The sequence below is a fragment of the Providencia sp. 2023EL-00965 genome, assembly GCF_033550225.1.
Taxonomy (GTDB): domain Bacteria; phylum Pseudomonadota; class Gammaproteobacteria; order Enterobacterales; family Enterobacteriaceae; genus Providencia; species Providencia manganoxydans.
Genome location: NZ_JAWUEH010000020.1, coordinates 1 through 24459, shown reverse-complemented (window position 1 = coordinate 24459; position 24459 = coordinate 1). Strand labels below are relative to the sequence as shown.

General features: G+C 37.6%; 34 protein-coding genes and 2 pseudogenes. 7 read left to right on the top strand and 29 right to left on the bottom strand.

Going from position 1 to position 24459, the window contains the following annotated elements; all coding sequences use genetic code 11:
• Positions 1–208: 208 nt before the first annotated feature.
• Positions 209–850 carry a type A chloramphenicol O-acetyltransferase gene (catA, locus tag SC428_RS19915; RefSeq protein ID WP_070929284.1) on the bottom strand — a complete coding sequence of 214 codons (642 nt, stop codon included), beginning with the start codon at positions 848–850 and terminating at the stop codon, positions 209–211.
• A 317-nt stretch (positions 851–1167) separates the two neighbouring features.
• Here catA and SC428_RS19910 point away from each other — a divergent pair, with 317 nt between their 5' ends.
• Positions 1168–2154 carry a glycosyltransferase family 2 protein gene (locus SC428_RS19910; protein ID WP_318709884.1) on the top strand — a complete coding sequence of 329 codons (987 nt, stop codon included), beginning with the start codon at positions 1168–1170 and terminating at the stop codon, positions 2152–2154.
• Between the two features lie 969 nt (positions 2155–3123).
• On the opposite strand, the pseudogene SC428_RS22215 reads toward SC428_RS19910, so the two are convergent.
• From SC428_RS22215 to SC428_RS19800, 22 genes and pseudogenes are all read right to left on the bottom strand, one after another.
• Positions 3124–3391 (bottom strand): annotated as a pseudogene (locus SC428_RS22215) (transposase); the annotation flags it as partial.
• A 160-nt stretch (positions 3392–3551) separates the two neighbouring features.
• A complete protein-coding gene (locus tag SC428_RS19900; protein ID WP_318709881.1) occupies positions 3552–4211 on the bottom strand; it encodes a gp53-like domain-containing protein in 660 nt (219 codons plus the stop codon).
• Positions 4208–4666: a hypothetical protein gene (locus SC428_RS19895; protein WP_318709879.1), complete on the bottom strand. Its 459-nt coding sequence runs from the start codon at positions 4664–4666 to the stop codon at positions 4208–4210. The genes SC428_RS19900 and SC428_RS19895 overlap by 4 nt, the downstream gene beginning before the upstream one ends.
• A gap of 9 nt (positions 4667–4675) precedes the next feature.
• Positions 4676–5146: a hypothetical protein gene (locus SC428_RS19890; protein WP_318709877.1), complete on the bottom strand. Its 471-nt coding sequence runs from the start codon at positions 5144–5146 to the stop codon at positions 4676–4678.
• A gap of 11 nt (positions 5147–5157) precedes the next feature.
• Positions 5158–5982 carry a hypothetical protein gene (locus tag SC428_RS19885; RefSeq protein ID WP_318709875.1) on the bottom strand — a complete coding sequence of 275 codons (825 nt, stop codon included), beginning with the start codon at positions 5980–5982 and terminating at the stop codon, positions 5158–5160.
• On the bottom strand, positions 5969–6625 hold the full coding sequence (locus SC428_RS19880; RefSeq protein ID WP_070929278.1) for a DUF2612 domain-containing protein: 657 nt from the start codon (positions 6623–6625) through the stop codon (positions 5969–5971). Before SC428_RS19880 ends, SC428_RS19885 begins: the two co-directional genes overlap by 14 nt.
• Complete coding sequence (locus SC428_RS19875; RefSeq protein ID WP_318709872.1) at positions 6618–7742, bottom strand: baseplate J/gp47 family protein; 1125 nt, start codon at positions 7740–7742, stop codon at positions 6618–6620. The genes SC428_RS19880 and SC428_RS19875 overlap by 8 nt, the downstream gene beginning before the upstream one ends.
• Entirely contained in the window at positions 7726–8088 is a 363-nt protein-coding gene (locus SC428_RS19870; protein WP_070929276.1) for a hypothetical protein, read from the bottom strand. Before SC428_RS19870 ends, SC428_RS19875 begins: the two co-directional genes overlap by 17 nt.
• Positions 8088–8744 (bottom strand): Gp138 family membrane-puncturing spike protein, encoded by a 657-nt coding sequence (locus SC428_RS19865; RefSeq protein ID WP_140178589.1) that lies wholly within the window; start codon positions 8742–8744, stop codon positions 8088–8090. Before SC428_RS19865 ends, SC428_RS19870 begins: the two co-directional genes overlap by 1 nt.
• Positions 8741–9565 carry a phage protein gene (locus SC428_RS19860; protein WP_318709868.1) on the bottom strand — a complete coding sequence of 275 codons (825 nt, stop codon included), beginning with the start codon at positions 9563–9565 and terminating at the stop codon, positions 8741–8743. The genes SC428_RS19865 and SC428_RS19860 overlap by 4 nt, the downstream gene beginning before the upstream one ends.
• Complete coding sequence (locus tag SC428_RS19855; protein WP_070929273.1) at positions 9540–9878, bottom strand: phage baseplate plug protein; 339 nt, start codon at positions 9876–9878, stop codon at positions 9540–9542. Before SC428_RS19855 ends, SC428_RS19860 begins: the two co-directional genes overlap by 26 nt.
• On the bottom strand, positions 9875–10615 hold the full coding sequence (locus SC428_RS19850) for a phage baseplate protein (protein ID WP_140187291.1): 741 nt from the start codon (positions 10613–10615) through the stop codon (positions 9875–9877). Before SC428_RS19850 ends, SC428_RS19855 begins: the two co-directional genes overlap by 4 nt.
• 59 nt (positions 10616–10674) lie before the next feature.
• Positions 10675–12459, bottom strand: coding sequence for a hypothetical protein (locus SC428_RS19845; protein ID WP_318709864.1), 1785 nt, complete (start codon positions 12457–12459; stop codon positions 10675–10677).
• Positions 12422–12583: a hypothetical protein gene (locus SC428_RS19840; protein WP_175442551.1), complete on the bottom strand. Its 162-nt coding sequence runs from the start codon at positions 12581–12583 to the stop codon at positions 12422–12424. Before SC428_RS19840 ends, SC428_RS19845 begins: the two co-directional genes overlap by 38 nt.
• Before the next feature lie 20 nt (positions 12584–12603).
• Positions 12604–12996 carry a putative phage tail assembly chaperone gene (locus tag SC428_RS19835; RefSeq protein ID WP_070929271.1) on the bottom strand — a complete coding sequence of 131 codons (393 nt, stop codon included), beginning with the start codon at positions 12994–12996 and terminating at the stop codon, positions 12604–12606.
• Complete coding sequence (locus tag SC428_RS19830) at positions 12996–13430, bottom strand: phage protein (RefSeq protein WP_070929270.1); 435 nt, start codon at positions 13428–13430, stop codon at positions 12996–12998. Before SC428_RS19830 ends, SC428_RS19835 begins: the two co-directional genes overlap by 1 nt.
• A 9-nt stretch (positions 13431–13439) precedes the next feature.
• A complete protein-coding gene (locus SC428_RS19825; protein WP_272579969.1) occupies positions 13440–14951 on the bottom strand; it encodes a DUF3383 domain-containing protein in 1512 nt (503 codons plus the stop codon).
• The gene (locus SC428_RS19820) at positions 14948–15448 is read right to left on the bottom strand and encodes an LIC_12616 family protein (RefSeq protein ID WP_140178603.1); all 501 of its coding nucleotides are present in this window, start codon (positions 15446–15448) and stop codon (positions 14948–14950) included. The genes SC428_RS19825 and SC428_RS19820 overlap by 4 nt, the downstream gene beginning before the upstream one ends.
• Positions 15449–15536: 88 nt before the next feature.
• The gene (locus tag SC428_RS19815; protein ID WP_233445743.1) at positions 15537–15818 is read right to left on the bottom strand and encodes a peptidase; all 282 of its coding nucleotides are present in this window, start codon (positions 15816–15818) and stop codon (positions 15537–15539) included.
• A gap of 259 nt (positions 15819–16077) precedes the next feature.
• Positions 16078–16470: a M15 family metallopeptidase gene (locus tag SC428_RS19810; protein WP_070929267.1), complete on the bottom strand. Its 393-nt coding sequence runs from the start codon at positions 16468–16470 to the stop codon at positions 16078–16080.
• Between the two features lie 2 nt (positions 16471–16472).
• Positions 16473–16814 carry a phage holin family protein gene (locus tag SC428_RS19805; RefSeq protein WP_140178607.1) on the bottom strand — a complete coding sequence of 114 codons (342 nt, stop codon included), beginning with the start codon at positions 16812–16814 and terminating at the stop codon, positions 16473–16475.
• 856 nt (positions 16815–17670) lie between these two features.
• Positions 17671–18105: an antiterminator Q family protein gene (locus SC428_RS19800; RefSeq protein ID WP_318709862.1), complete on the bottom strand. Its 435-nt coding sequence runs from the start codon at positions 18103–18105 to the stop codon at positions 17671–17673.
• A gap of 187 nt (positions 18106–18292) precedes the next feature.
• Between SC428_RS19800 and SC428_RS19795 the strand changes: the two genes are divergently transcribed.
• The 4 genes from SC428_RS19795 (at position 18293) to SC428_RS19780 (ending at position 20953) form a co-directional block, all read left to right on the top strand.
• Positions 18293–18916, top strand: a complete 624-nt coding sequence (locus SC428_RS19795; RefSeq protein WP_070929264.1) for a LexA family protein — start codon at positions 18293–18295, stop codon at positions 18914–18916.
• A 192-nt stretch (positions 18917–19108) separates the two neighbouring features.
• Positions 19109–19786 (top strand): hypothetical protein, encoded by a 678-nt coding sequence (locus tag SC428_RS19790; RefSeq protein ID WP_318709860.1) that lies wholly within the window; start codon positions 19109–19111, stop codon positions 19784–19786.
• A gap of 148 nt (positions 19787–19934) precedes the next feature.
• Positions 19935–20159, top strand: a complete 225-nt coding sequence (locus SC428_RS19785; RefSeq protein WP_318709858.1) for an ANR family transcriptional regulator — start codon at positions 19935–19937, stop codon at positions 20157–20159.
• Between the two features lie 212 nt (positions 20160–20371).
• Positions 20372–20953, top strand: coding sequence for a cytochrome b/b6 domain-containing protein (locus tag SC428_RS19780; RefSeq protein ID WP_318709856.1), 582 nt, complete (start codon positions 20372–20374; stop codon positions 20951–20953).
• A 44-nt stretch (positions 20954–20997) separates the two neighbouring features.
• On the opposite strand, the gene SC428_RS19775 is transcribed toward SC428_RS19780, so the two are convergent.
• Positions 20998–21213, bottom strand: coding sequence for a YccJ family protein (locus SC428_RS19775; protein ID WP_070929261.1), 216 nt, complete (start codon positions 21211–21213; stop codon positions 20998–21000).
• A 175-nt stretch (positions 21214–21388) separates the two neighbouring features.
• Positions 21389–21532, bottom strand: coding sequence for a hypothetical protein (locus SC428_RS19770; RefSeq protein WP_318709853.1), 144 nt, complete (start codon positions 21530–21532; stop codon positions 21389–21391).
• Between the two features lie 191 nt (positions 21533–21723).
• On the opposite strand from SC428_RS19770, the gene SC428_RS19765 reads away from it, so the two are divergent.
• Positions 21724–21945 (top strand): hypothetical protein, encoded by a 222-nt coding sequence (locus SC428_RS19765; protein WP_318709851.1) that lies wholly within the window; start codon positions 21724–21726, stop codon positions 21943–21945.
• Positions 21946–21968: 23 nt separating this feature from the next.
• On the opposite strand, the gene SC428_RS19760 is transcribed toward SC428_RS19765, so the two are convergent.
• The 4 genes from SC428_RS19760 to SC428_RS19745 form a co-directional block, all read right to left on the bottom strand.
• Complete coding sequence (locus SC428_RS19760; RefSeq protein ID WP_070929259.1) at positions 21969–22259, bottom strand: putative quinol monooxygenase; 291 nt, start codon at positions 22257–22259, stop codon at positions 21969–21971.
• Between the two features lie 391 nt (positions 22260–22650).
• The gene (locus SC428_RS19755) at positions 22651–23016 is read right to left on the bottom strand and encodes a hypothetical protein (protein ID WP_318709848.1); all 366 of its coding nucleotides are present in this window, start codon (positions 23014–23016) and stop codon (positions 22651–22653) included.
• 428 nt (positions 23017–23444) lie between these two features.
• Complete coding sequence (gene umoC, locus SC428_RS19750; RefSeq protein WP_283125318.1) at positions 23445–23849, bottom strand: lysozyme inhibitor LprI family protein; 405 nt, start codon at positions 23847–23849, stop codon at positions 23445–23447.
• A gap of 148 nt (positions 23850–23997) precedes the next feature.
• The gene (locus SC428_RS19745; protein ID WP_318709942.1) at positions 23998–24159 is read right to left on the bottom strand and encodes a hypothetical protein; all 162 of its coding nucleotides are present in this window, start codon (positions 24157–24159) and stop codon (positions 23998–24000) included.
• Here SC428_RS19745 and SC428_RS19740 point away from each other — a divergent pair.
• Positions 24154–24348, top strand: a pseudogene (locus SC428_RS19740) (tyrosine-type recombinase/integrase); the annotation flags it as partial. The gene SC428_RS19745 and the pseudogene SC428_RS19740 sit on opposite strands and share 6 nt — an antisense overlap.
• Between the last annotated feature and the right edge of the window lie 111 nt (positions 24349–24459).

The following is a 24459-nucleotide window of genomic DNA, read 5'->3' as shown; positions in this document are numbered from 1 at the left end:
AATGCCGATAGAATATCGGCATTTCAGACTGTTGACAAACATATCATGTTTGGTGACATTCGTTAGGGGTTCTGAAATAAACGAGGAAAATCAATTTATTGATTTTCGGCTGATAACACGGAGCGGGAAAAACCACGCTTTTATCCCGCTTCGTCAGCAACCTCAAATGCCGATAGAATATCGGCATTTTTTAAACATAACCACAATATTAAGCGTGAAAATTGTCACATCGTATTTGTAACTGATTAACTATTCTCGCCATATGAAACCCATCGATAGTTGCATGATGAACTTGTATAGAAAGTGGTAATAAACATTTTTCACTTGATTGGTAATATTTCCCCAGCGTAAAAATAGGCGGAAAATAATCAGTGAAGTTTGCCACATTTAAATTAAAACCATCAAAACTCACCCATGGGATCATCGAAATACAAAAATGATTTTCAGGAAGATTTGGCTTAGCCATCAAATCAATATTGTCTTTGTATAATCGCTGGTCGTACTGATAATTAGCCAAAAAAGCTGACCAGTCACTATCATACTCCGTCCATAACTGGGAAAATGTCTCCGTCTCTGGATGAAAAACTGTATAGGCAGGGTTTACCTGATCCCACAGTATCAGCTCATTATCTTTTATCGCCATTCTCGATTCAGGATATTGATTCACCACCTGTGCAATTAAGTGGATCATGGCTGGATAGAGTTTATGCCCTTTATTGCGAAGCTCAGTCTGCAAAGCCGTAATGTCTAACTGGGTAGTTAAACTAAAACCGCAAGGCACAGTTTGACGGTAAAATAGGAAATGCTGTTTTCTATTCCACTGTTCGATATTGACTTTTGTATAATGCATTGAATTGCCCTTCTCATTGATTAATAAACTATTTAATGAAGAAGGGCAACTCTCTCTGCTTTGATTGGTGACATTGGTTAGTCCTTATGCTTTAGATTACAAATGAAATACTAACAGATCTAACCTAGTTTATTGAAGGTTTAAGTGCCCCGCTATATTTTCAATAGAATGAGTAAACACTTTTTGCTAACTTTATGTTTTGATATGATCTGTTGTCTTAACGACTTAAAATGAATATATAACTAGCATTCTTATTAAGAGCTTAGATTTAAGAAACGATTTGACTTACACTTCAGGGTTGCTAAAAGGAATATTTAATGAAAAACAATGTGTTACTCTCTGTGATTATTCCTTGCTTCAATAATGAAGAATATGTTTATACATGTCTATCCTCCTTACCTCTCGTACAACATGAGCTACTTGAAGTGATTATTATCAATGATGGCTCCACCGATCAATCCTTAACTGAAATTCAGCGTTATATTTCTGAGCACGACAGCACCAATATTCATATTATTAACCAGCCTAATCAAGGGGTTTCAATCGCTAGAAATGAGGGATTAAAATATTCAAATGGGAAGTATATTACTTTCTTAGATGCAGATGATTTGTGGTCACCATCGCTATGGGAGAAGCTATTTCCGATACTTAGCGATAAATCACCTGACATGGTCATATATAACGCGTTGAAGTTTTATAATAATGATTTAAATGATAGTCATCAATTAAAGATGACTAAACTAGCGGATGGGTTACATACTATTAATAGTATCTGTGATTTATCTGACCTTTTCGGCGAGAATAAATGGTTTGCTTGGTGCCGTGTGTACAAAAAAGAATTATTAGACACTATTTTATTTCCTAAAAATAGAGAATATGAAGATTTAGCGATAGTTCCAATCATTACCGCTAAAGTAAAAAGATTGTTTGTGATTAATACTCCATTGATATTTTATCGTGTTAGAGAAAATAGCATTACCAGTAAGCCAAAAGAAAAACATATTGATGACATCATATATGCGATGAGTTGCATATATGATGCCTATTTAAACTCAAATCAGAGTCATAATTTTAAACAAGTGTTAGCCCCGACTATGCAACATGAGTATAGCTTACTCCGTAGTATAAGCCGAAAAGTTCACGGTTATTGCTATTTTACCAAAGAACAACAACACAGTTTAAAAACAATTCTTAAGCCATTCCAAACTGAATTTAAATTTAGTTTTAAAATGAAAGCAAAGTTTCTTGGTGTGTATTGTTTATTAGGTAAAATAAGAACAAAAAAAATGTATAAACATAGCTAATTTATGCCCATATACATCCAATTTGCATGATGCCACATTAAGATTAGATACCCCATAAAATCAATCAGATAACCATTCAAATATATTCATTATAGTAAAACCTTTAACCTTTACTTTCAAATTATTTCTAATCTATTAGAGACAAGATAACTCATGACTACTAGTACTAAAATGATTGTAGAGCAAATAATATTGAAATTGCTCCTAAAATTACCCCTATTAATGTTTACATTAATAGGGGTAACACCATCGCTGAAAAGTAAACTTAAATTTATTCCTTTGTTCAAATACTAAAAAAAATTCACTAACTCATTTTTATTTCTAAAAATAATCAATCTCAATAAATAATCAACCAAATAGGAAAAAAGTGTTATAAGAAAAACAAATTGAATGATATAAGAAGTTATAAAGATATCTGACAAAATAACGCTAAATCTCATCGTTCCATTTGTTACATTATCATTAGACAACCAAACAACAATATTAATCCAATATGGAATTAAAAAATAAATAATTAAACGATATTTCTTACTAATCATTAATGATTTAATTGATGAAAATACAATAAAAACACAAAGAAACGCCAAAAACACAAATAAAGCGTAAGACATTGATTTCATGGAAGGTATTATTAGATTTGAATTAACTGAAACAGGGTAAAATCGAAAAAAATACTCATGCACTAATTCAAGATAAAAAAACAAAACACCAAATAAGAGTGAAAAATACGATATAGCTAATTTTAATTTAGCGTCATTCATGATCTTTTAAATATCCCTGTAATTTATAAGACACTACTTTATAGTGTAGGTCATAAAACCTCTTGTACTTGGATTTTTTCTATTATTTTCTCGAACACCGCATTGAACTGTTCGATATATTCATTAGCCACAGCAGGAAGCCTTCGTAAATACCCTTACATGGTTTTCCATTATCTTTCAAGTGGGTAAGGATTCATTCTTTCGCCATGCCTCCGCTCATGGCTTGCTCAACGACACGGTCAAAAATCTGTTGATAAATATCACTGTCATTAAAACGACAAATACGATTTTGGCTAAATTTTGATGTATCAAGAACTTTCTCCATTATCTCCATACGCAAACAATAACGGTAAGCCATGTTAACTTGAATTTCTTTGACGAGTTTACACTCTGAAGGAATACTAAATAAATATTCCAACGGCATCGCGAATAAACTCAAAATCAATAATGGCACAGACTTTACGAACAAGATGATTTCAAGAAGTTGTTCATCAATAGTGTTGGTTTCGAACTGGTATTGTTGAGAAGAAAGTTCTTTTAACATATCGGTTAGCATATTATTTATACTAACCTTATTTATGAAAATGTTGAGGGGCAATTAGCCCCTTTGGATTATTTTTCTTTTCAATTAATAAATCAATGCCCTATTGCCATCCAAGTAAATTGGAAATCCCACCAACCGCCAACGCCATTGATGCCGATCGCAGAAAAGAAATCCTTAGTGAAGGATCGAACGTTGATTACTTCATTTTTTGAAGCGTTATTCATAGTAGTTGTAACAGAAAAGCAAGCATTAGGAAATTGGGTAGGAAATATAAAATTTTTAAGCGTATCTTTTTGAGTTGTACTTGTTCCCCATTGAATAATAATTCCAGTACTAGAATCTTTCCACCAACCGCTAGCTGCTTTACTCGCGCTATTTTTTCCACCTGTGGAATTAATTTTGTTATCAACCTCTGCTTTAGTATAAGCCCCTACATCCCCCGCAGTTAAAGTAATATCCGCACTCAACGGTTTATTATTAACTTTACGTGTATTTGGCACTCTTCCATTGGCATTATTATTAGCATTAGTCGCATTTGTGTTAGCTGTATTCGCTGTAGATTGCGCATCAGTACCCGCTTTTTTAGCATCAGCGATTTTGGTATCCGATTCTGCTTTTGTATAAGCCCCCACATCCGTTGCATTTAAAGTAATATCCGCAGTTAGAGGCTTATTATTGACTTTTCGTCCGCTAGAAACTGCCCCTATCCCTTCAGGTGTCACTCGAATTAATTTTCCAGTTGGTTTACTCATTTTGTTACCTCAATTGAAATAAAATCTGTATTTTTAAGTGCTTCGGCAAGTAGTAAATTAGTCCCTTCAACCGTATAGGCGTAACCTTGAGGTTGAATAAGTCCATTAATTTGCACCACAATGACTTTAGTTGTACCAATAGGGAAAGAGGTTTCCCCGCCTTTCACGACAGGAATAATGGCCTCAACATTTAGATTAGCATTATCACCTTTTGGGCCTTGCACCCCAGTCGCTCCTGTGTCTCCTTTTGGCCCCGCTGCACCTACAGCACCAGTGTCCCCTTTAACACCTTGTAGCCCTTGGGCTCCAGTCTCTCCTTTTTCCCCTTGAATACCTTGTGGGCCTCGTTCACCAGTGGCACCTTGTTCGCCATCATTAACGACAAACGAAACCGGTGCCAACGCTTGCCCCGCGCTATTTTTAAAAACCAATGATACCGTGCGACTTTTTGCCATGTTTTAACCTCACGGATTCTCTTTAACCTGAACCTCAACGCTCACAATGCTTGCACCTTGTGCGCCTGCTTCACCTTTAGCACCTGCATCACCTTTTGGCCCTTGTGCGCCTGTTTCACCTTTGGCACCTGCATCACCCTTTGGCCCTTGTGCGCCTGTTTCACCTTTAGCACCTGCGTCACCTTTTGGCCCTTGTGCGCCTGTTTCACCTTTGGCACCTGTATCACCCTTTGGCCCTTGTGCGCCTGTTTCGCCTTTGGCACCTGCCTCACCTTTTGGCCCTTGTGCACCTGTTTCGCCTTTGGCTCCTTGTATTCCTTTTTGTTCGGCAAGAAATTGTTGTTCTGTTTTTTCTTCATTGCCCGGTTGTTTTTTCCACAGTTCAAATGTCGATGCACCATCAGTAACGACAAATGATGCTGGCAGAACTTTGCCATCGCTAGTTTTAAAATTAAGTGTGACAGTTTGTTGTTTTGGCATGGTTGCTCTCTTTAATTATCTTTGGTTTCTACGTCAATGAACTCAATTTTTTGAATTTCGTTTTCTGATAGATAAATACCATCATCGGATCCTGACTTAACAATGTTCTTAATATCGTCACTGATAAAATCCTTTCCCGACAAGCTATTCACTTTCAGTTCTAGCGCCTCCAACTGCTGCTGAATATCGCCATTCATCACTCTTGCACTGGTTAAAGGCACATTAATCAATACTTCGACTAAATCATCTTTTTTGAGCGGCTCGGCAAAATAAAGCGTGCTCTTCTCAATAGCGAATGCATAATCAACATATTGTTCCAAACCATTTAAAAAGGTTAGGCAATGCGTAAAATCATAAGGAGGCTTGATTGTCTCCTCACCGCCTTTCGCTAAGTAACGCCATGAGGCCAAAGTTGAGTTATTTTGTTTACCGGCCAAAGCGGTATTCATTTCACTCTTAGTTGGGTAGTCACCTTTTGGCTGTAATTTATCTAACTCCAAAAACCCCGCCAACGTTGACCACGATGCCTGCGATTTATCAGGCTGCTCACCTTTAGTTTCTTTAATCGAAACATAGATAATGCTATTAAATTGAACAATGGCGGTTTTTGGGTAGGAAAGCGTGGCATCCCACTCTGCCACACCACGCTGCGTCAGATACATCAACCACTCATCGGTACGTTGACCTATTGCATTAAACCACTCAAGTGGCGGCTTGCCTGCGGTTCTATCAAGGGTGATCCCCCAGCCACGTAATACATCTGGAAATGTTTCAATCTCCCCTGTTTTCGCATCTTGCGCGAAAATTTTTAAGTCTGGCTTTTTAATGACTGACATTCATTAACCTCGTGAATTTTCCATCGTTAAAACCAAAGGCATGCAGATCACTTGACCAACCAAATGGATGCGTATCGGTAATGACGAGATATTTATAACTAACACCTATCGGTCTAGATAAGATGTCGAGATTTTTAATTGCATAAAGTCGAAATGGCGTTAAATAATTGGCTGCAATCACCACATTCATCGTCATATCATCGTTATCAATAACAAAAGATTGCTCACTGAATAAATGAGCAATGGAATAACTAATGTTGGCAATATCAGGCCGCTGGTAATTCTTAATAATTTTCGCTTTGATAAAAAAACGATAGTCTTCATCATCCAATACTGATGAACCATTTAATGAATCGCCGTAGCGATATAGCACGCCGACATCAAAGGGTAAGGCGCCCTCAACGCCTAAAAAACCAAAGTAATCTTTTGGAACGACTGATTTCATGACACGACTGATGCCAACGTGCTTGCCAATTAAATCAAGCCCATAACCTGAAGCCTTATTCACATCGAGCACCTCGGCTAATTGAATAACCGACTCGAATGCGGCTCGTGTTTCAGAAAGCAAAAGCCCGACAGTCTGTCGGGCTTTCGGTTTCTGGCGATATTGCCAAATCAGGAAATCTTCACCTTGTTTACTCAATCAGCACCTCCACATCTTCAGGGCGGATCACGGCACATTGGCGAAGGTTTACTGACACCCTCTCTTGGCCATTTACCGTAATACTTTTGATATAAAAGCCGGGTACTTGATTGACCTGACAAATCAAACGTGTCGCATATACTGCTTCACCGATAGCAAATTCTGTCTCCGCTAACAGTGACTTAATACTATCAGTATCAATATCATGGAAGCCGCCCACGCGTTCAATTAACAACTTCACTTGAATATTCACTGGCTGTGCCCGATCAAATTTAACTGTGCGCATTCCCCCAGCATAGTGTTGTGTATTGCTAATGCTGCCGAATACGCCACAACCGCCAATTTTCTTTTTCAAGATCGTTAAACCAATCGCATCATCACTTCCTCCAATCACGACTGCATTTAATGAGTGAGGTGGAATACCTTTCTCATCAGTAAGATGGGTGAAGTTTTCATAAACACGCGCTTGTTTCACATCGGGTAAATCCAGTAACGCACCTTCTAGTCCTTTATAGTCATCATGGTTATTAATCGAGTGTGAACGCATAAACCGCAACAATAAGTTGCCATCCGTTTCTGTGAAAGCACCTTCTTTGGCCGCTTTAGTGGTCATCACTTTGTCAATTCCGACAGTGACCGTATCCATAGTTAACATTTTCTCTGCCGCAAGCGAAAAAGCGCCCAATTCGCTGCTACGCATATTCACCCTAGCCGATCCCGTTGGGCCTAATGTCACTTCACTGGTCGTTACCCACCGAGCACGGTTGTCATCAGTAAAACGACTGTTTTTTGCGACAACCGTGCCCTGCTTACCTGTAATCACCACATCATCAAGATAGCTATATTCCGCGCCACGACGCACAATCCCTGCATACATCGCCCGCTGTTCCAGCCATGACCCCATCGCTTTATAGGGATCTAACATCTGTACTATCATTGCAATAGCTTGATTGATGTTATCTATTTCCTTAGAGAATAAACCTATCATCTGCCCATCAGGGGTGTCGGCATCAAGGTTGATATCATCGCCATAGATTTGTTTAAACCCTGCGGTTAGCCGTTGATGGACATGGGTTAGTCGATCAATCACTATGCCTGTTTCAGTTATTTGGAGCATCTGTCGTTACCTCCGTTTTGTGACCATAAATATCGATATATGAGACAGAGATTGTGATTAACCGTGTATCTGGATTAAGTTGAATATCAAATGCAGTGATCTGCTCCACGCCTTGGGTATTTAACACACTGTTTTTGATTTCTGATTCCATCACCGCTAAGTTCGGATTTTTACGTAAATAATCAAACCATTTGATGCCATGGTCTCGATTAAGAAACCAATCTTTATTTAATGACAGTAAGCGTGTTAGTACTGATTGCGAAATGGCGCTCGATTGTCCGCAATAATCTGTGCGCCCTCGACCAAAACACCAATCATGATTGTCATCAAGCCTTCGTACTTTCATTAATTAGGTCCTCCGGTATTTCCTCCGCCGGTCTGCACACCACCATGCGTATGCGTATCACCAATGTTTTTACCATTATGTTTCAGTGTGCCACCTGATGACTCACTATTACCCTCTACTGAATGATCGCCTTTAATCAAAGCATTACCTTCCAATTGATAATTACCTTGATGCTGGATATCACCTTTAATGATTATTTTTCCTGCTTGTATACGAATAAATGTTGAACCATCATCGGTTTGTAATGACAGCGCATCATGTGAATAATCAGGGATCTTATTGGGTAAACTGCTCGCTTGAGGTAAAAAAAAAGCATCTGACAAATCATGAAAGCGTTGATCAAGCGGCTGTGATTGCTGCCCAGACACATACCATCCATCAATACATCGTTCCGCAAAAATAACTAGCCCTTCATCGCCAGCAGCTAAAGGCACAGTCACACAAAACCCACCGCCACGATAAAAACCAATAGGGACATCCACCAGCGGAGGGAGTGCTATTACCTGCCCTTCTTTATTTATATGGCTGATCATTAATTCGACGGTCGCACTATGCCCATTGGATGAAATAATTTTAGCTGGTAGCGCAGTGTGAATTTCATAGCGTTGGTTCTGTGCATATTGATTGATAACATCAAGAAAAGTAGGTTGTTTCATAATTTAACCTTATTAAATTCACCACCAATACAAACTAATTTGCTATACCAATCCTTTTCCATAAAATCACCCATATGGCTAAGTTCAATAATCTTATAATCACCATTCAGTTCAGTAGTCATCGAATTAATGCGTACCAATGCACCTATTTTCAACGCAGGATTACACAAACAGGTGATAACTAAACCCGTTTCATTTTTTTCGGGCTTACCAATTAATCCTGTTTCCTGAGATAAAATAAAACCTTCGTTATCAGTAACCACTTTATTTTTAGGTAATAATGTTAATTGACCATCTTGCACAGACCAATCGGCTTGATTGTTTTTGGCTATTTTATGCAGTATTTCCCTTGCGTCCGTAAACATCACCTTACCACGAGGTAGTTGCCTATCATTAGGTAACTCCGTAATCCCAATCTCAATCCCCATTGCTTGGGCATTTTCTTTTAAAATATCGGCATCACTATTGCCTGCGGCGAGTGTTTTATTAATTAGCGACGAGGTATAAGCGCTAAAACCATCACCACAAGCCAATTCACAGATTAAATCTTCTGCACTCTCCGTAATTTTTGCATCAATAATATCGCCTGAATAAACTAAACGCAGTTCATCATAACCAACAGAAAGCGCCACTTGGTTAAACACTTTGCTAGTGAGTAAATTACGGTGTGATGTATTGAGATTATAAATACGAATAATTGCAGGATTAGGCTCTGAAGATAATGTTTTTTTAACATCAAAAGTTACTCTTAAATTAGTGACTTCAAATGCCTCATCTTGATTACCAATAACTAATTTAAGCTGTCTGCCAAATTGTTTCATGCCAGACTCCTTTATCAACGATATAGAGTAATAACCGTTCACCTAATTCATTCTGAGCGATTGCATTAATACCAAAACGTGATTTATCACTGAGTAGAAAAATAAAAGGTAAATTTTTTTCAATTAAAGACGGGGCATTGACTGCTAATCCTTGCATCTGTGTGATCATTCGATTGTTATTTGCATCAAACAAATCAAATTGCCACCCTTTTGAAAGTTGGTTGTAATACAGTGTTAATCGTAGATTCATGCCAAATACAGTAAATAATTGCTCTTGGATTGGCTCATTTGATACTGGTATTTTATATATCATGACGTTATTCCTAACATTATAGATGTGTCCCGAGAGGAATTAACCGCCTGAAGTTCAGGTTGTGTTCTACCCATATTACTTTTCTGTGGTTGCTGCTTTAAATCAGGATGTAGCCCAGTCACAACTTGGCTTTCAACAATAAATATTTCTTCCAGATTTAAAACAAAATCAGCCGCTGCGGGGGTATCTTGTGTCGTGCTAATACTGGTTAGCACCATATTTTTATACAGCCTGATCCCCGTTTGTACATCAATGGGTTGCCCCATTCGTTGGATCGCTAACAAAGACTCATAAGCACGCCCTGCGCGATCTAACGTTTGTGAACTGTCGGCAAACGGTTTCAATGCATCGGGGTACCAAGGTGCGATCACCTTTTGAGTTTTATTTGCCAACACACGACCAACGGTCATATATTGAGCCAACATTGCTTCTGCCTGCCGTATCGATGAAGATATTTCTAATGGCAAAGGATAGTCATCCATGGCATCTGTATCCAACCCCAACAGCTGATTAAAATAGTTAGCGGGTTCATAACCCACGACTTTCCCCGTGATAGTCAGCGATTTGGGTTCAAGTACCGCATGATCAGCAATATCAGCCCCTGATTCGACAGGATTTTTTGTCACTCGCAGCGAAGAAGTATGAGATTCCCGAATGGTACAATCAAACTCAAATTGGCCAATAGTTCGGGTGATCACGGAGGCGCGCCCCGTAAATATTCCACTTGTGATATCCATAATCTGTATCCAATAAAAAAGCCACAATGATGTGGCTATTGTATTATTTAAATATCTAATTAATTGCTATGAGCACTTTGCAGTGAACGATATAAAACCTGAGTCAGATTATCATTGATCCCATTAATGGCTAACGATGCAGCCTGATAAGGATCTGAGCTCATTACATTTTGTTCAACATTCACACTGCCTTGATTAACAATAATATTTTTATTGTTGCTTGTAGTAATATTAGATAAATTAGGATTTGCCAAGTTTTGAGCAATTAATTCCCCTGTTGCATTTGAAATGTTCAGTAAACTATTTTCGCCTTGTTTGTCTTCACTGAGTATTCCAAGCTTTTGTAGCCCTGACGTAACCCCTGAAATAACCCAGCCAAACTTTTCATTTACCCATTTAAACGCGATATCAAACGGTTTTTTAATTAACTCGGTAACACTGTTAAACGTATTCGCAATATCATCAATAAACTTATCAATATCGGTATTACTAATATTGAATATCTCTTTAATATATTGCCAGCCAGCCTCAAATGGTTTGATCAGATAACTAGCAATGGCATAAAATATTAAGCCTAACTTCTCAGTCCATGAAGTTGAGTCATCTGTAAAAATGGCAAACAATGCATTAATTAATGCAAACGCATTTTCAAAAGGTGCGAGTATATAGTGAGTGATCGCTAGGAAAATTTTCGATACATTATCAACAACAGATTTAACAGCATCAACCAACCAATCAAACAGCGCTAATGCAGATGTTTTAATGATGTTCCAAACATTGGTGATCACTTGAACCATCATATTCCACATCACACCAAAAGATGCGACAAATCCAATAAAGTATTGTTTTAATCCCTCCCATATTTGTATTAAACCGTCAGTCATGCCTTTCCATGCTTCAGACATCATGGTGGTATTACCGCTAAATAAACCTACAAGTAATTTAAAAGCATTACTGATATATTTAAAAAAACCACCCAAAATCATGGTCACACCCTCAAACATGAGTGACCACGCAGCAGCCATAGCGTCTAATAATGCTTTATTTTCTGTATAAAATGTATTCCACCAAGCCAATACCGACTTTATCCACTCAACAGCAGGAGCCCAAAAGCCGGCAAATAGTGATTCACCGCCATTTAGGTAAGCCATAAAATCGCCAATCAGTACCATTAAACCGGCAATCGCCGCGACAACCCACATTACAGGATTGGCGACAAAAGCCATCAACATGGACTTTTTAAATATGGCCAAAACAGCCACGATACCTAAAATGGTTGCTTTCCAACCAATTGTATTTTCAATTAATTGGCTAATTGCGCTAACGGTATTGCGGATCATCAATATCGCTTTTGAGCCCCATTTCACAACTTGGGTTAACCCTTCAGCGATTAATTCCTTATTTACACTCAACCAAGCGTTAAAATCGTCAATGACCGCGGTTAAATTTGGCAATAATCCCAACGCTATTTTGGCTTTTATCGCGTCTATGGATAATGCTGTTTTCTGTGTTGCGACTTGATATTCATCGGCTTGCTGTAGCTCTTTTTCTGAAATGTCAAATAACAGATCTTTTTGTTGAGCGAGATTTTTTACCCCCTTTACCGTGCTATCAATAAACCCCATAAAACGGTTAGCCACAAAATCGACCGCCATAGCGAGCGTGGAGAGTACCGCTTTAAAATTATCAATTGTCAGTCCAAAACCTTTAAGGTTTCTTTTTACCTTGCTAATTGTCTCTGCAATTGAAGCCGCCGCCGTGCCGAGGGCAGTGACGACACCTTTTAATTGCGCCACTTGCTCGACCTCAAAGCCGAGTGTGGTGAGAAGCTTTTCTATTTCCATTCTCTGCCCTCTGCTGTGACAACAAACGCTCGGCATAAGCTTCATGAAAATCAAGCACATCGCCGAGCGTTGCTGTCGTTCGAAGATCGTGACCGGTATAGATGCCTTCCATAATGGGTAGCATTTTCAACCAGTCAACGTCCGTTATGCCGTCAGACTGACCAAGCTGGGCATATTTACTTTGGATGCGACTCCATCGGGCAAAAAATCAGAAAAGTGAAATATCAAACCATTCACAATTAATGGATAATAATGTGAACGGTAAGTATTAAAATGCGTATTAAACACATCTACTTTATCTAATTGAATCAGATTATTATCGACATCTTTCGCCGTCACCCACTTTAAAATAAATTTTTCCACTCCCTGCATATCTGGAGAGCCAATATTGGCTAAGACACCGCCCACATCAATATCAACGTGCTCGCCATTCATCGCAATGCAGCCTTTTAACATACCCAATAATTTCATTGCGTGACTTTTGGCTTCGACAAAATTGCTATGGCGATGCTCATAAGTAATGTTATCTTTTTCCATCAGTTAAACGCTCCTTTACCTAGTTTGGTGATCACGCGTTCAAATTGGATCACCCATGATTGCGCGTTATGGGCCGAGCCACGAGATTGGGTTGGCGGTGTTGTGAAAAAGCCAACATGACCAACAATTTCATCACCATTCCAAGTATCTTTAATATACAGTTCTAGCGGTGCAGGCGCAGACTGGCTGCTTAACATTTGATTGCGTAAGTTAGATAAAAAATGGTTGTCCGCTGAATGTTGCAATAGCTTCATTGTCAATGTACCTGATTGGTTGCCACTAAATACGTAAACACCCCGCCCATTGGCACCGAAGGTCCATGCCCCATCATCACCGACAGGCGCAATAGATAAAGCATCAGCAGATTCATCAAATGCGGTAAATTCGTAACCATTGATGCTAACCATCAGACTTTTATGATTATATACAGACATAGTGACCTCTTAACGATTGAATTGAATAAGTAAATCCGCAGAATGACCCGCACCTGCTAGCTTGATAGCGCACATAATTGGCATCATTTTGCGTGCTTCACGATCAGCTTGTGACTGAACATCAAAACTGTCCGAATAAAAATAAAAACCTTCATCTAGACGATCGCCAAAGGTGATTTCACCAATGTCATTGCCCCGCCAAATTCCACCCGCTAAGAAACCATTACGATTGAATTCATTGCCTATAACGGTCAAAGAACCAATTAACATTGCTTGCCCTTTATCGGTTTGCGCAATTTTAGTTGGACTTGCCTGTAAAGTAGTAAAAGCTTGTTTTTGGCATGCATCAATGAAAGCATCTAGCCCCATCACTTCATCAATAAACGTACCGCCGAGCATAGTCCCTTCGGCTAACATATTGATACCGTCATAGTCTGTGTAGAAATTTATCCCTAAGCGACGACATTTTTGTGCCTCATCCTGTGTGACGCGGTCGTCGGAACGCACGGAAGTTTGCTGCTTAAATTTGACCGTTTTCGCGGTATTTTGCCCCTGCCAAGTGGTTGACACCGCAATAGCCAGTAACTCAGCTGCCGCATGGTCGTCACCGGTCTTATTGAATTGCACCATTAAGCGACCACTGTTTTTGTCATACAATTTTTTGAGTATATTGCTGTTTTGCCACTCAATTTGTTCATCACGAGTTGCGGTATAAGCCATGACTTTTAAGTCAGCAGCACTAATCCAAGCATGAGCATCTTCAAGCTGCTCATCAGTGAGTTGATCCGCAAAATAGACGCCGTACCAGTTTTGATAGCTATTTTGCAACTGATGCAATGCCTCAGAAGGCTGCTCCGCATTAATGATCTGAGCGGCAGAACCAATACTCAACGTGGCTTGACCTTCCTCTAATTTCAGCAAATGGCCAATGTAACTGCCGTTTTCGGCTGGAGTCACATAACCTAACCGAGTTTTTGCATCAGCACCGGCAGTTTTTGCTTCAATAATTATTCGATTACCAACTTCGTCCCACTTAGTTTGTAGATTGCTGCCTTCAGGCAATTGAGCATCAATCACTTGCGCAATATCGCTAAAATCGATCGCTTTACTAAAATCAAGATCTGCCAGCACCGCTTCTTGACCCGCAATATTTAATGTCATGGTTCCATCAGTGATCTGCTTCAGTGTATTAACACCAATCGACAATGTAGAACCTTTAAGCGCATTTGCTGTAGCTGCAATTTCTTGTTTTTCTTTTGCAAAACGGGCAATCATCGCACGTTTTAATTTTGGGCGAGCAGAAAACAGCGCTTGAGCAGCTTTATATGTCGATGAATGAGAGCCAAACAAATTAGCGACGTCTTGCTCATTAGAAACAAATAGATAACGTGATGTGGCATCCGTAAATGCATTACCGACCTCAGAAGTAAAAATAGCCACCATACTCAGATCACGGCGTTGTGCTGCCGCTGCCTGTGGCAGAATTTGTGCATTAATGATCTCTTTAATTGATAAACTCATATTGATTCCTTTAGAGTAGTAATAATCACCGATTCACCATGAGTAAGTGATGATTCGATACGATGAATATGTGAAAGTGTTAAATTCAGTTGTGTTGTTTGTGGTTTTCCTTCTATTGGATCTTCTGGGTAATGTTTAATCGCCGATTCACACACAAACCCGCCCCCCATTGCTTTAAATAATTGTTGAGCAATGTAGGTTTGTAATTGCGTAGATAAATCTTCGATAAGCAAATAACAACGTTCCCCATAAGCTTTAATTGCAATCATGGTTTCACGTGTTGACGTGATAATTTCGCGGTTATTTTCCGCATCAAACTTGTTCTCTATTCCAATAGGTTCAGATGTCAGCGGAGTGACCGTAATAAATTGACTCCATGCAGATGTATCAGTGTAGGTGCTACCATCAATAACTTGCTTTTCAGGAAGTTGAGTTAACATTGCGATCACTTGTCGCACCTTACTGATATCAAGCCTTGAAAGTGTGTTTGTTGTCATATTTCATTCCAATAATGGCCAAGTCACAGACGTACGAAATCGCCTATCTCATCATGTGAATAGATAGCCTTTTAGGTAATCCCTCAATTTACTTTTTATTTGGGAGTTGGATATTACTTAATGTTTGTCGCTGTTGTTCAATTAACTTGAGCGCTTTTTTATCTAAATTACATAACTCGATAACAGTTAATAATGTCTGATTAAGTAATAATGACTCTCCCCAAGTGAGTTCACTTGGAATAATAGGCGGTAAGCAATCATTGAATAAATAATCAGGGATACTGACTTGAGGTATTTGAATATATTCTTTGTGAGTGTTGGCGCAGCCGGTTAGCAGCATCACTAGGCACAAGCTGAGTAGCACACTCATTATAGAAAAACGTTTCTTTAATAATTTGTTTATTCCTTTCAGAATAAATAATCGCGGCCTCTTTTTGTAAAAGATTGTGGTTTGCAATGTCATTAATCTTTGATGAAAGTTTTAAATTAATATCAAATATAAACTGCTGAACTAATAACTGATGATTTAATAAAGTATATTTTTGCGTTAGTTTTTCATAATCATTAATTACCCACCATAACCAAAAACTCAATATAAGACTACTTGCCATAAATAGTTTTTTCATAAATCATGCAGGATAAGCTTGGTGTGATAATTGAAAATGAGGTCCATCTTTAAAATTAACCCAATCACCACCCCATTCGATATCTACCTTTAATTCTTCAGCCGCTTTTTTCATAGCCACAGCAACTTGTGCAAATTTAGACCAATCATCCCACGGTATTTCGCGGTTAACAATAGGAGCGCAATCAATAGCATGTCCTGTTAAATGACGACTGTTCATGGTTTTACTTTTTCCACTGGCAAACAACTGCCTTTGGCGAGCTTCATTACGTTTACCTTCAATAACCATAAAATCAATATTAGATAATTCTAAAGCACGACGCACAACTTTAACTAAATCAGGATGCACGCCACGTAGATTTTCTTCACTACGTCGACTCAATAAAAATTTACTCATAATTAAACTCCAAATCGTTTTTTTATAAATTGTATAATGAGTTCAATAAGACTATAGAGTTTCTTCGTTCCTAAAAAACCCACAACAACCCCACAAAATTCAGCTAACAAATCCCAAGCCTCTGTATTGCCACTCTGCGCTAACCACCATTCAAGAAAACGGATAGTCCCAACACTGAGTAGACCACACATTAGTGCTTCACCTAAAGATTGCTTCCATAACATACCTTGTTGACGCTCTCGGATATAAGCCACTAATGCAGCAAAAGCAAAACCACCAATAAAAGGTAAATAGGATTGTAGCCATCGAAAAACAGATTCCCACCACTCATATTTATCAGGCATACATACATTCACTTTAAAATATTATTTTGCATATAAGTTTGACTAATCTAACTCTTTGATAAATTTAATCTAGATTTTCAGTGATTGTTACCAATACAATAATCTCCTGATGAACCATCAATTTTTATCAATGACTTTCATTTAGTCGATATTAAATAAGATATACATAACATATTTAAATGTTATTAATAAATTTCAGTTTTAACAGATTAACGCCATTTTTGCGCGCGCACCAATCTCTTTTTTAGATAATAGAAACGGGACTCAATTAGCGGTTATCTTTCTATTAGTGAAAAGCGCGCATCCAATACGAAAAAAGCCCCTTATCAAAGGAGCTTTATATTTATCATATTAATTTCAGTTTTAGCAGATTAACGCCATTTTTGCGCGCGCACCAATCTCTTTTTTAGATAATAAAAATGGCGTTCAATTAGCGGTTACCTTTCTATTAGTAAAACGCGCGCTTGCAATACGAAAAAAGCCCCTTTTCAAAGGAGCTTTATATTTATCATATTAATTTCAGTTTTAGCAGATTAACGCCATTTTTGCGCGCTCACCAACCTCTTTTTTAGATAATAAAAACTAGACTCAATTAGCGGTTACCTTTCTATTAGTAAAACGCGCGCTTCCAATACGAAAAAAGCCCCTTATCAAAGGAGCTTTATATTTATCATATTAATTTCAGTTTTAGCAGATTAACGCCATTTTTGCGCGCGCACCAACCTCTTTTTTAGATAATAAAAACGGGGCTCAATTAGCGGTTACCTTTCTATTAGTAAAACGCGCGCTTGCAATACGAAAAAAGCCCCTTATCAAGGAGCTTTATATTTATCATATTAATTTCAGTTCTAGCAGATTAACGCCATTTTTGCGCGCGCACTAGTTTGTCTGATTGTGATAATGGTTGTTTGCAGATAACATCAATATCTAGTTGAATATTTAATGTTTCTAGGCAACCTAAAATAAAACTTTCTGCGATTTGGATCCTTTCGCGGATTTCACCTTCGCGAATTTTATATTTACGTCCAATTGCTCTCTTTGAATGCCCTTTAACATAAAAGTCTTCAATATAGCTACGCTCCCTTTCCATACCGACCAAACCTAATTTAGCGACGCATAAATCAATGACCAAACCATCTTCATCACTACACATTGGCCTATTGCTTTTTGTATATGACACTAAATCACGAAAACCCGCCGCAACAGATGACCAGCCTATCGAAGCATAATGTTCCCCACACGACCAACCTCCCCAGTAGGATAAAATTTGCTGTATATTTCTATTCATCATTTAAAGGGCCTCTCTGCATCACTCATCTTTAACAACCCGCTACTTGCCAATTTAAGGTCATTTTTCGAACAAATCGTTTTAACAATATTTATTGTATTTAACTACCATGATATTTGTTTGTCAAATACAATAAAAATTGTATTATGAGTAGTAAGAGAATTTTCATTATTTTAACGAGGGTTACCCTATGTCTTTGGCTAGTAGGATCCGGCAACGCCGGCAAGAATTAAACCTAACACAAACAGAACTCGCTGAACGCGCGGGTATTAGCCAGCAATCAGTTGAGTCGATTGAAAATGGTCGAACAAAGAAACCTAGAAACATCATCGAAATCGCAAAGGCACTTCAATCTCATCCGGAGTGGTTACTAAACGGTAAAAGCATCATGCCTATGTCCGAAGTCAACTCCCGTCGTGTCCCACTTCTTAGCTACGTACAAGCTGGGCTATTCAAGGATGCAAATCCAATAACGGACTACGAAGGAAATTTTGAATATATATTAGTTGATGATGATATTAGTGCGAATGCATTTGCTTTACGGGTTGAAGGTGACAGCATGACACCTGAGTTTAAAGAAGGCGATATTGTGGTCATTGATACTGAGATATGGCCTAATCCAGGCGAATTTGTTTTTGCTAAAAACGGTGGCAACCAAGGTACATTCAAGAAGTATCGTCCAACAGGCATTGGCACAGGCGAGTTTGAGCTTGTTCCACTAAACCCTGATTATCCAACACTCAATAGCCACGACTATCAAATATCACTGATTGGCGTTATGGTTGAACATCGAATTTATCGCCGTAAAAGATAACGCTCTTCTCATTACTTCTTGTTTCCTTGCGGGTAATAGGTAAGGAAACAAGGTGCTCCTGCTCAGTTTCCTTTCCTAAAACAATTAGATAAGTATAAAACAAAACAATTACTACATTTATAGTTTACATTTACTATTTTTATTGTATTATTGCCTCCATAGATACAACTTATATAGTAATAGGAGATTGTCATGGAGCTCAAACAAGCTATCAAAGAAAATACGCTCGCATTACGTCAGCTGATCACACTTTTACAGTCCCAACACTCCGCACCTGCTCATAACCTCGAATCAATGATTGATTTTAATATGCAGAAAAAACAATCTGTTATAGAAAACCAAGTCAACATATCAGCAAATATCGATATAGATTCATTAGATCTTAAACAAATTGTTGCACTGGCAGTATTATTTAAAGGTGATTTTGAACAAATTAGCCAGCAACATATGGAAAAAATAATAGCCGCTATTCAAGGAGACAATATTGAGCAACTCCCCCAAATAAATGCATTGTATATGACATTAGCCAATTTAGAGCCTGTTACTCTATTACCGAATATGGCAGTGCATAATTTATGTATCGAAGTACTCGCAAATTGGACAAATTTAAATGGCATTGCCGAACGTTGTGAATATGCCCTTTCACTTATCGAATCGAAAAAAATCACAGCGAATCAACCTAAAAAAACAGATCCTCAAATATTATTTTCACAAGCAGAACAATTAATATTACAACTTGCTAAAAATGGCTTGCGTAATGAAGCCGTTGGAATTTTAAATCAATTTAATGCTAAAAAATTAGGGCAAGTTTCGGTAGAAAATTTACCTGAAATTATCTCTATTGCGAAAACATTACTAAATAACCAATAAATTCTTTTTACATCGAACTATACATAATTCGAGGTACTACTAAGTAGCAAGCGAACAAATCGCTAAGCACATGTAGGCGTGAATTTTTCTACCTTAACGCCACAATTTAAAATAGGTGAGTATCTCTATCTGTAATATTGGAGACTATATGTTAACTCAAAACAATGACGGCCCACTTTACTATCGTGCTGCTCGAGATGCTATTCGTTTAGAACGTTCAGGTAAATACTTTGAAGCTTCAAAGGCGTGGTCACAAGCTAATCGACTCTCACGCATTTATCGCAATCAAATATGGTGTGAGCACCGAGCCAACTTTTGCTATATGCAAATTCAAAGAGAAAAATATAAACTTATGGATGAAGAATATATTTAAATTAGAATTTACATAACAAACACCCTATCCATGATTTTTTGATTTAACTCGCTATTATAAATTATAGCGAGTTAGTTATAATGGCAAATGATTATAGCTATCATTCTTAATTGACTTATTTGTTCTTATTTTTATCATCATAATAAATTCATTGATTGTTTATATGAAAAAGACTACAAAGATAAAAATTTTATTGTTAATCGAGAGTCATTATGTGTCCACTAAAATCAGTTTGGAAATTCTTTGGCCTGTATCAAACACACACAGTCAGAATATTGCATATGCTCATCCTTTTATTAGTGATAACGCAAATCATTATTAGTAATTGGATGGATGTTTCAAATACAGGTTATATCCCAACGAGTGGCTACATATTTTATTTTACTTGGCTACATATTATCGTGGGAATTAGTTTACTTTTTTTTACTGCATTTTTAATTACCATCTGTTTATCTAACCGTGGATTACGTTACTATTTCCCTTATTTATGGGGAGAGTTTTCCCAGATAAATGATGATATCAAAATACTTATCAAGTTTAAATTACCCGATAGCTCACCAAAAGGGCTAGCAACCTCCATACAAGGATTAGGTTTAGGTGCTTTAGCATTAGTTGTTTTATCAGGGATCACTTGGTTTATTCTATGGCTACAAGACTCAACATTTGCCAATGAAGCCAAAAATATTCATAAAACGCTAACAGGCTTAATCGAAGCTTATATTATTGGTCACGGGGCAATGGGATTACTACATTTTATTTTATGGTATAGAAACTCAAAAACAACCAATCAATAATTGAAAATGCCCTACATACTTGTATGCGGGGCAAACAATATCATTCAAACATTCTGCCGCTCGATCGTTTCTTCTCCCCAAAACAATCTATCTGCCTTTGTTTTTGAAAAAGCTAATGGCAAAACTTCATCAGATCCTTCTTCCCATATCTGTTCCGCCAAAACTTCATCATTATTTGCCAGTTCAAAGATAGCCTGAGCAATTTCAATTGAGGTTTCTCTAACTTTCGCCCATTCTGCAATATTATGAGGATCTTTCATTTTTAGCTCCTTGGTTCAGTTTTAACTTCAACATAAATGGAGTCTTCTAAATAATCAATAGTTATGTGCTCTATCTTTAACGCTTACATAAATATTAAACCATATTCTAGTAAGCAAGCTTTTGCATAGGCTTTAGAACATAAAGAGTGTATATCAAATTAGGACTGTATATTCGCTATTGCCCATTCTTTATAGAAACTGTTATATGCCGGCCCTCTCTACTCAATAGCACAACTAACCATAAAGCAGGATACTCTTTGGCGACACTTGCAATATCAGTACGAACATAGATACCTGCATTTGGAGTGATAAAAGCCACATTATTATTCTCTTGTTTCACTAACAGCCTTTTCAAGTGGCTAAGAATATTTTCTTATTATGGAATACTTACTGTTTTAAATTTGATAAGGAAATTAATAAAATACAGAGATAAAAGTACCTCTCATTAACTGATGACTATTAAAATTTCACTTAATCTTGTATCATTACCCTTCTAAAAAAGGGAATTGTATGTTCGAACTTCTAGAATCATTTTTTTCTGCTATTGCAGATATTTTATCTATCTTTAAATGGCGTACCATGCTCATGATTGTTGCAGGTATTATTGTCTTATTTAGTGGATTCAACACATTTTGCATTCTTGGATTTTTCTTAGTTGCGCTTATTTTGTATTCACCTGAAGTGTGGCGATTTATCAGTACGAAACAGAAGCTAAAAAAACCATTCAGTTAATTCCACTGTGATGGATATGGCTGTCAACTAACAGTAGTATCCATCAATATAAACTTTGGTTCAGACTTTTTGTGTTGATTAATCATAGGTACCAGCCGCTGAAAATGCTCCGAAGCGCAGTGTTTATCTAATGCGGCTCTATCTGGCCACTCTTCAATAAAGATAAAATGCCCAGGGTCTTTCTCATCAATATACAAATCATATGAGATACATAATGGTTCCTTTTTAGTTAAAGCAACAAGTTCCCTATAAAGTGGCAAGACAGTATCTATCGCTTCTGTCTTGATAAAATCCTCAGCAATCACTTTTAACATATTTACTCCTTAATTGGATTAAGCGATATTACAGCTCATACACTGAACATCAGTTTAAATGCCTTTTGAATAAAACCCTACTATATCATCTATTATGCACAGCATGCTGAAGTAGTAGGACGTTATCGATGCGCTATCTAGTGATAAGAAGTCACTTAGTGAGTAAGAATTTTAGGTAAAAAAACCGTTATCTAGTTTAGAGGAACAAGCTTTAATTTGGTTCTGGTTAATATCTTTTTGCTGACGTTACTCGTTATCATCACCCGACATGAAAACTGATACATTAAAGTTTTCTATGCAGCGAAATATTTTTCATCTCACTAATTTGTTTCGGTAATATTCGCTTAGCGGGAGTGCAAATCGAAACAAACAAAAAACCTGCCAGAGCAGGTTAGTCATTAGGGCTTAAGTTACTGATTAGATTTTGCGCTTTATCACAAAATTCATCCATCTTTGGTACTTTCTTAAACTCAGGATCGTCAGCTTTTAACTTACATCCCATGCTGGCTTCTCCTTGTGAGTATGCTATCGCTGCAACATTATCAACCATACTTTTACAGCTTCGATTTCTAACGCCTTCTTTAATATCATCACAGATAAGCGATTTAAAACGATTAATGTTGGCTGCCATGTCTGGAACCACATCATCTTCTGTAATTTCAGGTCTCTCACTGACGCCAGTGCTTGTGTTTGCTGAGTCAGCTAGTGAACCAAACGAAACTAAACCTAAAAGTAAAACCACTATTCCCTTTTTCATGCATCACCATATTTTAATTAAGTACATAAATGTTAGGATAGATGCAGATTTCAGGCAATAAAAAACCATCGGTGAAGGATCACATAAAGTTGGACCATTCGTTAGCAATATTCTGAACCACCCACTCTCTTTCGTTGTAATTCAGTATCAGTAACCCTTTATTTATCCATCACCTCTTTAATGCTCATACCAAACACCTTCCGATAATTTGAACGCATTCAGCAACCACATAACGCAGGCGTTCGGTAACAAATACCGATAGCCTTTTTATCTGCTACGCCTGCAATGTTGTACTGGCTTCTTTTAGATTCAAGCCGCTTTTATGATGACGTTTGATTGCTTTACTTCACATTATGATCCCAGATATCAGTTATTCCATTATTTAGAATATGTAAACGCACCAAAACTCCGGAAGGTTGGAATTTAAATTACAATCTCAAGTTTTTGGCTTGCCAGTTGTTAATCTCTATCTTACAAGACAATAATTCATCACCAGAACCAGAGCCCCCCATCATTGCATCTGAACGCCGCTGACACTCTTCTTCTCTGAATTTTTGAAAACTTTTTTTTGAGTCTTCCAAAGATTTCAGTGCCTGTTTAGTTAATACAGAATCAACACTTTCTAACTCAGCTTTATTTTTTACGTATGCTTCATTTAATAATTTTTCTGAATCATTAAGCATACCATTTAAACATGATTGAACAGCTGTTCTTGCTTGCCCTTCGGTTGACTCATAACACTGCTCTATTGGACTTTTTGCATTCGCCATTGAAGCACCAAATAAAAAAGATACTGATAATATACCAGTGGCTACTAAGCTATAATTTTTCATATGTCATCCAGTGATTGCATCGTTACGTTAAACAATATTGAAACATAGGCCTTTTTACTAAACATTAACAAATACAATTTTTTACAGTTGAATATCGTACATTGTTCATTTCGTATTAATTTTTAGGTTTTTACGGCCTGCTTTGGATTTACCCTTCTGCCACTTTTGATGCTGTATGCTTGCGATAGCTTATAAAGAAAGAAGCTGTAACATTGATAAAATCCACGCTTGAAATATTTAGATTAGTTGCTGCCTTTTGATTATCCGCCAATAATATCACTAAAAAGGTATTGAAAACTTTTGATTTCATGACTTAAAGCATACTTGAGCGAGTTGGCTTGCTCAGTCCGGAGTTTCATTATCTGCACTTCGAGAAATGGGAGGATGGTGATCAATAGAAATGGTGAGAAGGTATGCTCATTTAGCACCGGAGCATCTAACTGAACATGCTATGAAGATCGACGAACTAATGTCACACTATCCACTTCCCATTAATTGAGACACACCAAACTAGAATTTTCTAACTGTTTACGATATACCTCCGGTGGGAGGTGATTTAAACTTTCATGGGTTCGGTTAAGGTTATAATCTTGTTGCCAAAACCACACCA

What these genes read in the sequence shown, in the direction of transcription:
- SC428_RS19845 (WP_318709864.1), bottom strand. Translation starts at nt 12,459, where the DNA reads ATGGAAATAGAAAAGCTTCTCACCACACTCGGCTTTGAGGTCGAGCAA.
- SC428_RS19810 (WP_070929267.1), bottom strand. Translation starts at nt 16,470, where the DNA reads ATGAGTAAATTTTTATTGAGTCGACGTAGTGAAGAAAATCTACGTGGC.
- SC428_RS19795 (WP_070929264.1), top strand. Translation starts at nt 18,293, where the DNA reads ATGTCTTTGGCTAGTAGGATCCGGCAACGCCGGCAAGAATTAAACCTA.
- SC428_RS19835 (WP_070929271.1), bottom strand. Translation starts at nt 12,996, where the DNA reads ATGGAAAAAGATAACATTACTTATGAGCATCGCCATAGCAATTTTGTC.
- catA (WP_070929284.1), bottom strand. Translation starts at nt 850, where the DNA reads ATGCATTATACAAAAGTCAATATCGAACAGTGGAATAGAAAACAGCAT.
- SC428_RS19800 (WP_318709862.1), bottom strand. Translation starts at nt 18,105, where the DNA reads ATGATGAATAGAAATATACAGCAAATTTTATCCTACTGGGGAGGTTGG.
- SC428_RS19765 (WP_318709851.1), top strand. Translation starts at nt 21,724, where the DNA reads ATGTTCGAACTTCTAGAATCATTTTTTTCTGCTATTGCAGATATTTTA.
- SC428_RS19895 (WP_318709879.1), bottom strand. Translation starts at nt 4,666, where the DNA reads ATGGCAAAAAGTCGCACGGTATCATTGGTTTTTAAAAATAGCGCGGGG.
- SC428_RS19805 (WP_140178607.1), bottom strand. Translation starts at nt 16,814, where the DNA reads ATGCCTGATAAATATGAGTGGTGGGAATCTGTTTTTCGATGGCTACAA.
- SC428_RS19790 (WP_318709860.1), top strand. Translation starts at nt 19,109, where the DNA reads ATGGAGCTCAAACAAGCTATCAAAGAAAATACGCTCGCATTACGTCAG.
- SC428_RS19815 (WP_233445743.1), bottom strand. Translation starts at nt 15,818, where the DNA reads ATGAGTGTGCTACTCAGCTTGTGCCTAGTGATGCTGCTAACCGGCTGC.
- SC428_RS19745 (WP_318709942.1), bottom strand. Translation starts at nt 24,159, where the DNA reads ATGAAATCAAAAGTTTTCAATACCTTTTTAGTGATATTATTGGCGGAT.
- SC428_RS19900 (WP_318709881.1), bottom strand. Translation starts at nt 4,211, where the DNA reads ATGAGTAAACCAACTGGAAAATTAATTCGAGTGACACCTGAAGGGATA.
- SC428_RS19785 (WP_318709858.1), top strand. Translation starts at nt 19,935, where the DNA reads ATGTTAACTCAAAACAATGACGGCCCACTTTACTATCGTGCTGCTCGA.
- SC428_RS19850 (WP_140187291.1), bottom strand. Translation starts at nt 10,615, where the DNA reads ATGGATATCACAAGTGGAATATTTACGGGGCGCGCCTCCGTGATCACC.
- SC428_RS19870 (WP_070929276.1), bottom strand. Translation starts at nt 8,088, where the DNA reads ATGAAAGTACGAAGGCTTGATGACAATCATGATTGGTGTTTTGGTCGA.
- SC428_RS19860 (WP_318709868.1), bottom strand. Translation starts at nt 9,565, where the DNA reads ATGAAACAATTTGGCAGACAGCTTAAATTAGTTATTGGTAATCAAGAT.
- umoC (WP_283125318.1), bottom strand. Translation starts at nt 23,849, where the DNA reads ATGAAAAATTATAGCTTAGTAGCCACTGGTATATTATCAGTATCTTTT.
- SC428_RS19830 (WP_070929270.1), bottom strand. Translation starts at nt 13,430, where the DNA reads ATGTCTGTATATAATCATAAAAGTCTGATGGTTAGCATCAATGGTTAC.
- SC428_RS19755 (WP_318709848.1), bottom strand. Translation starts at nt 23,016, where the DNA reads ATGAAAAAGGGAATAGTGGTTTTACTTTTAGGTTTAGTTTCGTTTGGT.
- SC428_RS19865 (WP_140178589.1), bottom strand. Translation starts at nt 8,744, where the DNA reads ATGAAACAACCTACTTTTCTTGATGTTATCAATCAATATGCACAGAAC.
- SC428_RS19825 (WP_272579969.1), bottom strand. Translation starts at nt 14,951, where the DNA reads ATGAGTTTATCAATTAAAGAGATCATTAATGCACAAATTCTGCCACAG.
- SC428_RS19890 (WP_318709877.1), bottom strand. Translation starts at nt 5,146, where the DNA reads ATGCCAAAACAACAAACTGTCACACTTAATTTTAAAACTAGCGATGGC.
- SC428_RS19910 (WP_318709884.1), top strand. Translation starts at nt 1,168, where the DNA reads ATGAAAAACAATGTGTTACTCTCTGTGATTATTCCTTGCTTCAATAAT.
- SC428_RS19775 (WP_070929261.1), bottom strand. Translation starts at nt 21,213, where the DNA reads ATGAAAGATCCTCATAATATTGCAGAATGGGCGAAAGTTAGAGAAACC.
- SC428_RS19820 (WP_140178603.1), bottom strand. Translation starts at nt 15,448, where the DNA reads ATGACAACAAACACACTTTCAAGGCTTGATATCAGTAAGGTGCGACAA.
- SC428_RS19855 (WP_070929273.1), bottom strand. Translation starts at nt 9,878, where the DNA reads ATGATATATAAAATACCAGTATCAAATGAGCCAATCCAAGAGCAATTA.
- SC428_RS19780 (WP_318709856.1), top strand. Translation starts at nt 20,372, where the DNA reads ATGTGTCCACTAAAATCAGTTTGGAAATTCTTTGGCCTGTATCAAACA.
- SC428_RS19875 (WP_318709872.1), bottom strand. Translation starts at nt 7,742, where the DNA reads ATGCTCCAAATAACTGAAACAGGCATAGTGATTGATCGACTAACCCAT.
- SC428_RS19760 (WP_070929259.1), bottom strand. Translation starts at nt 22,259, where the DNA reads ATGTTAAAAGTGATTGCTGAGGATTTTATCAAGACAGAAGCGATAGAT.
- SC428_RS19885 (WP_318709875.1), bottom strand. Translation starts at nt 5,982, where the DNA reads ATGTCAGTCATTAAAAAGCCAGACTTAAAAATTTTCGCGCAAGATGCG.
- SC428_RS19840 (WP_175442551.1), bottom strand. Translation starts at nt 12,583, where the DNA reads ATGCTACCCATTATGGAAGGCATCTATACCGGTCACGATCTTCGAACG.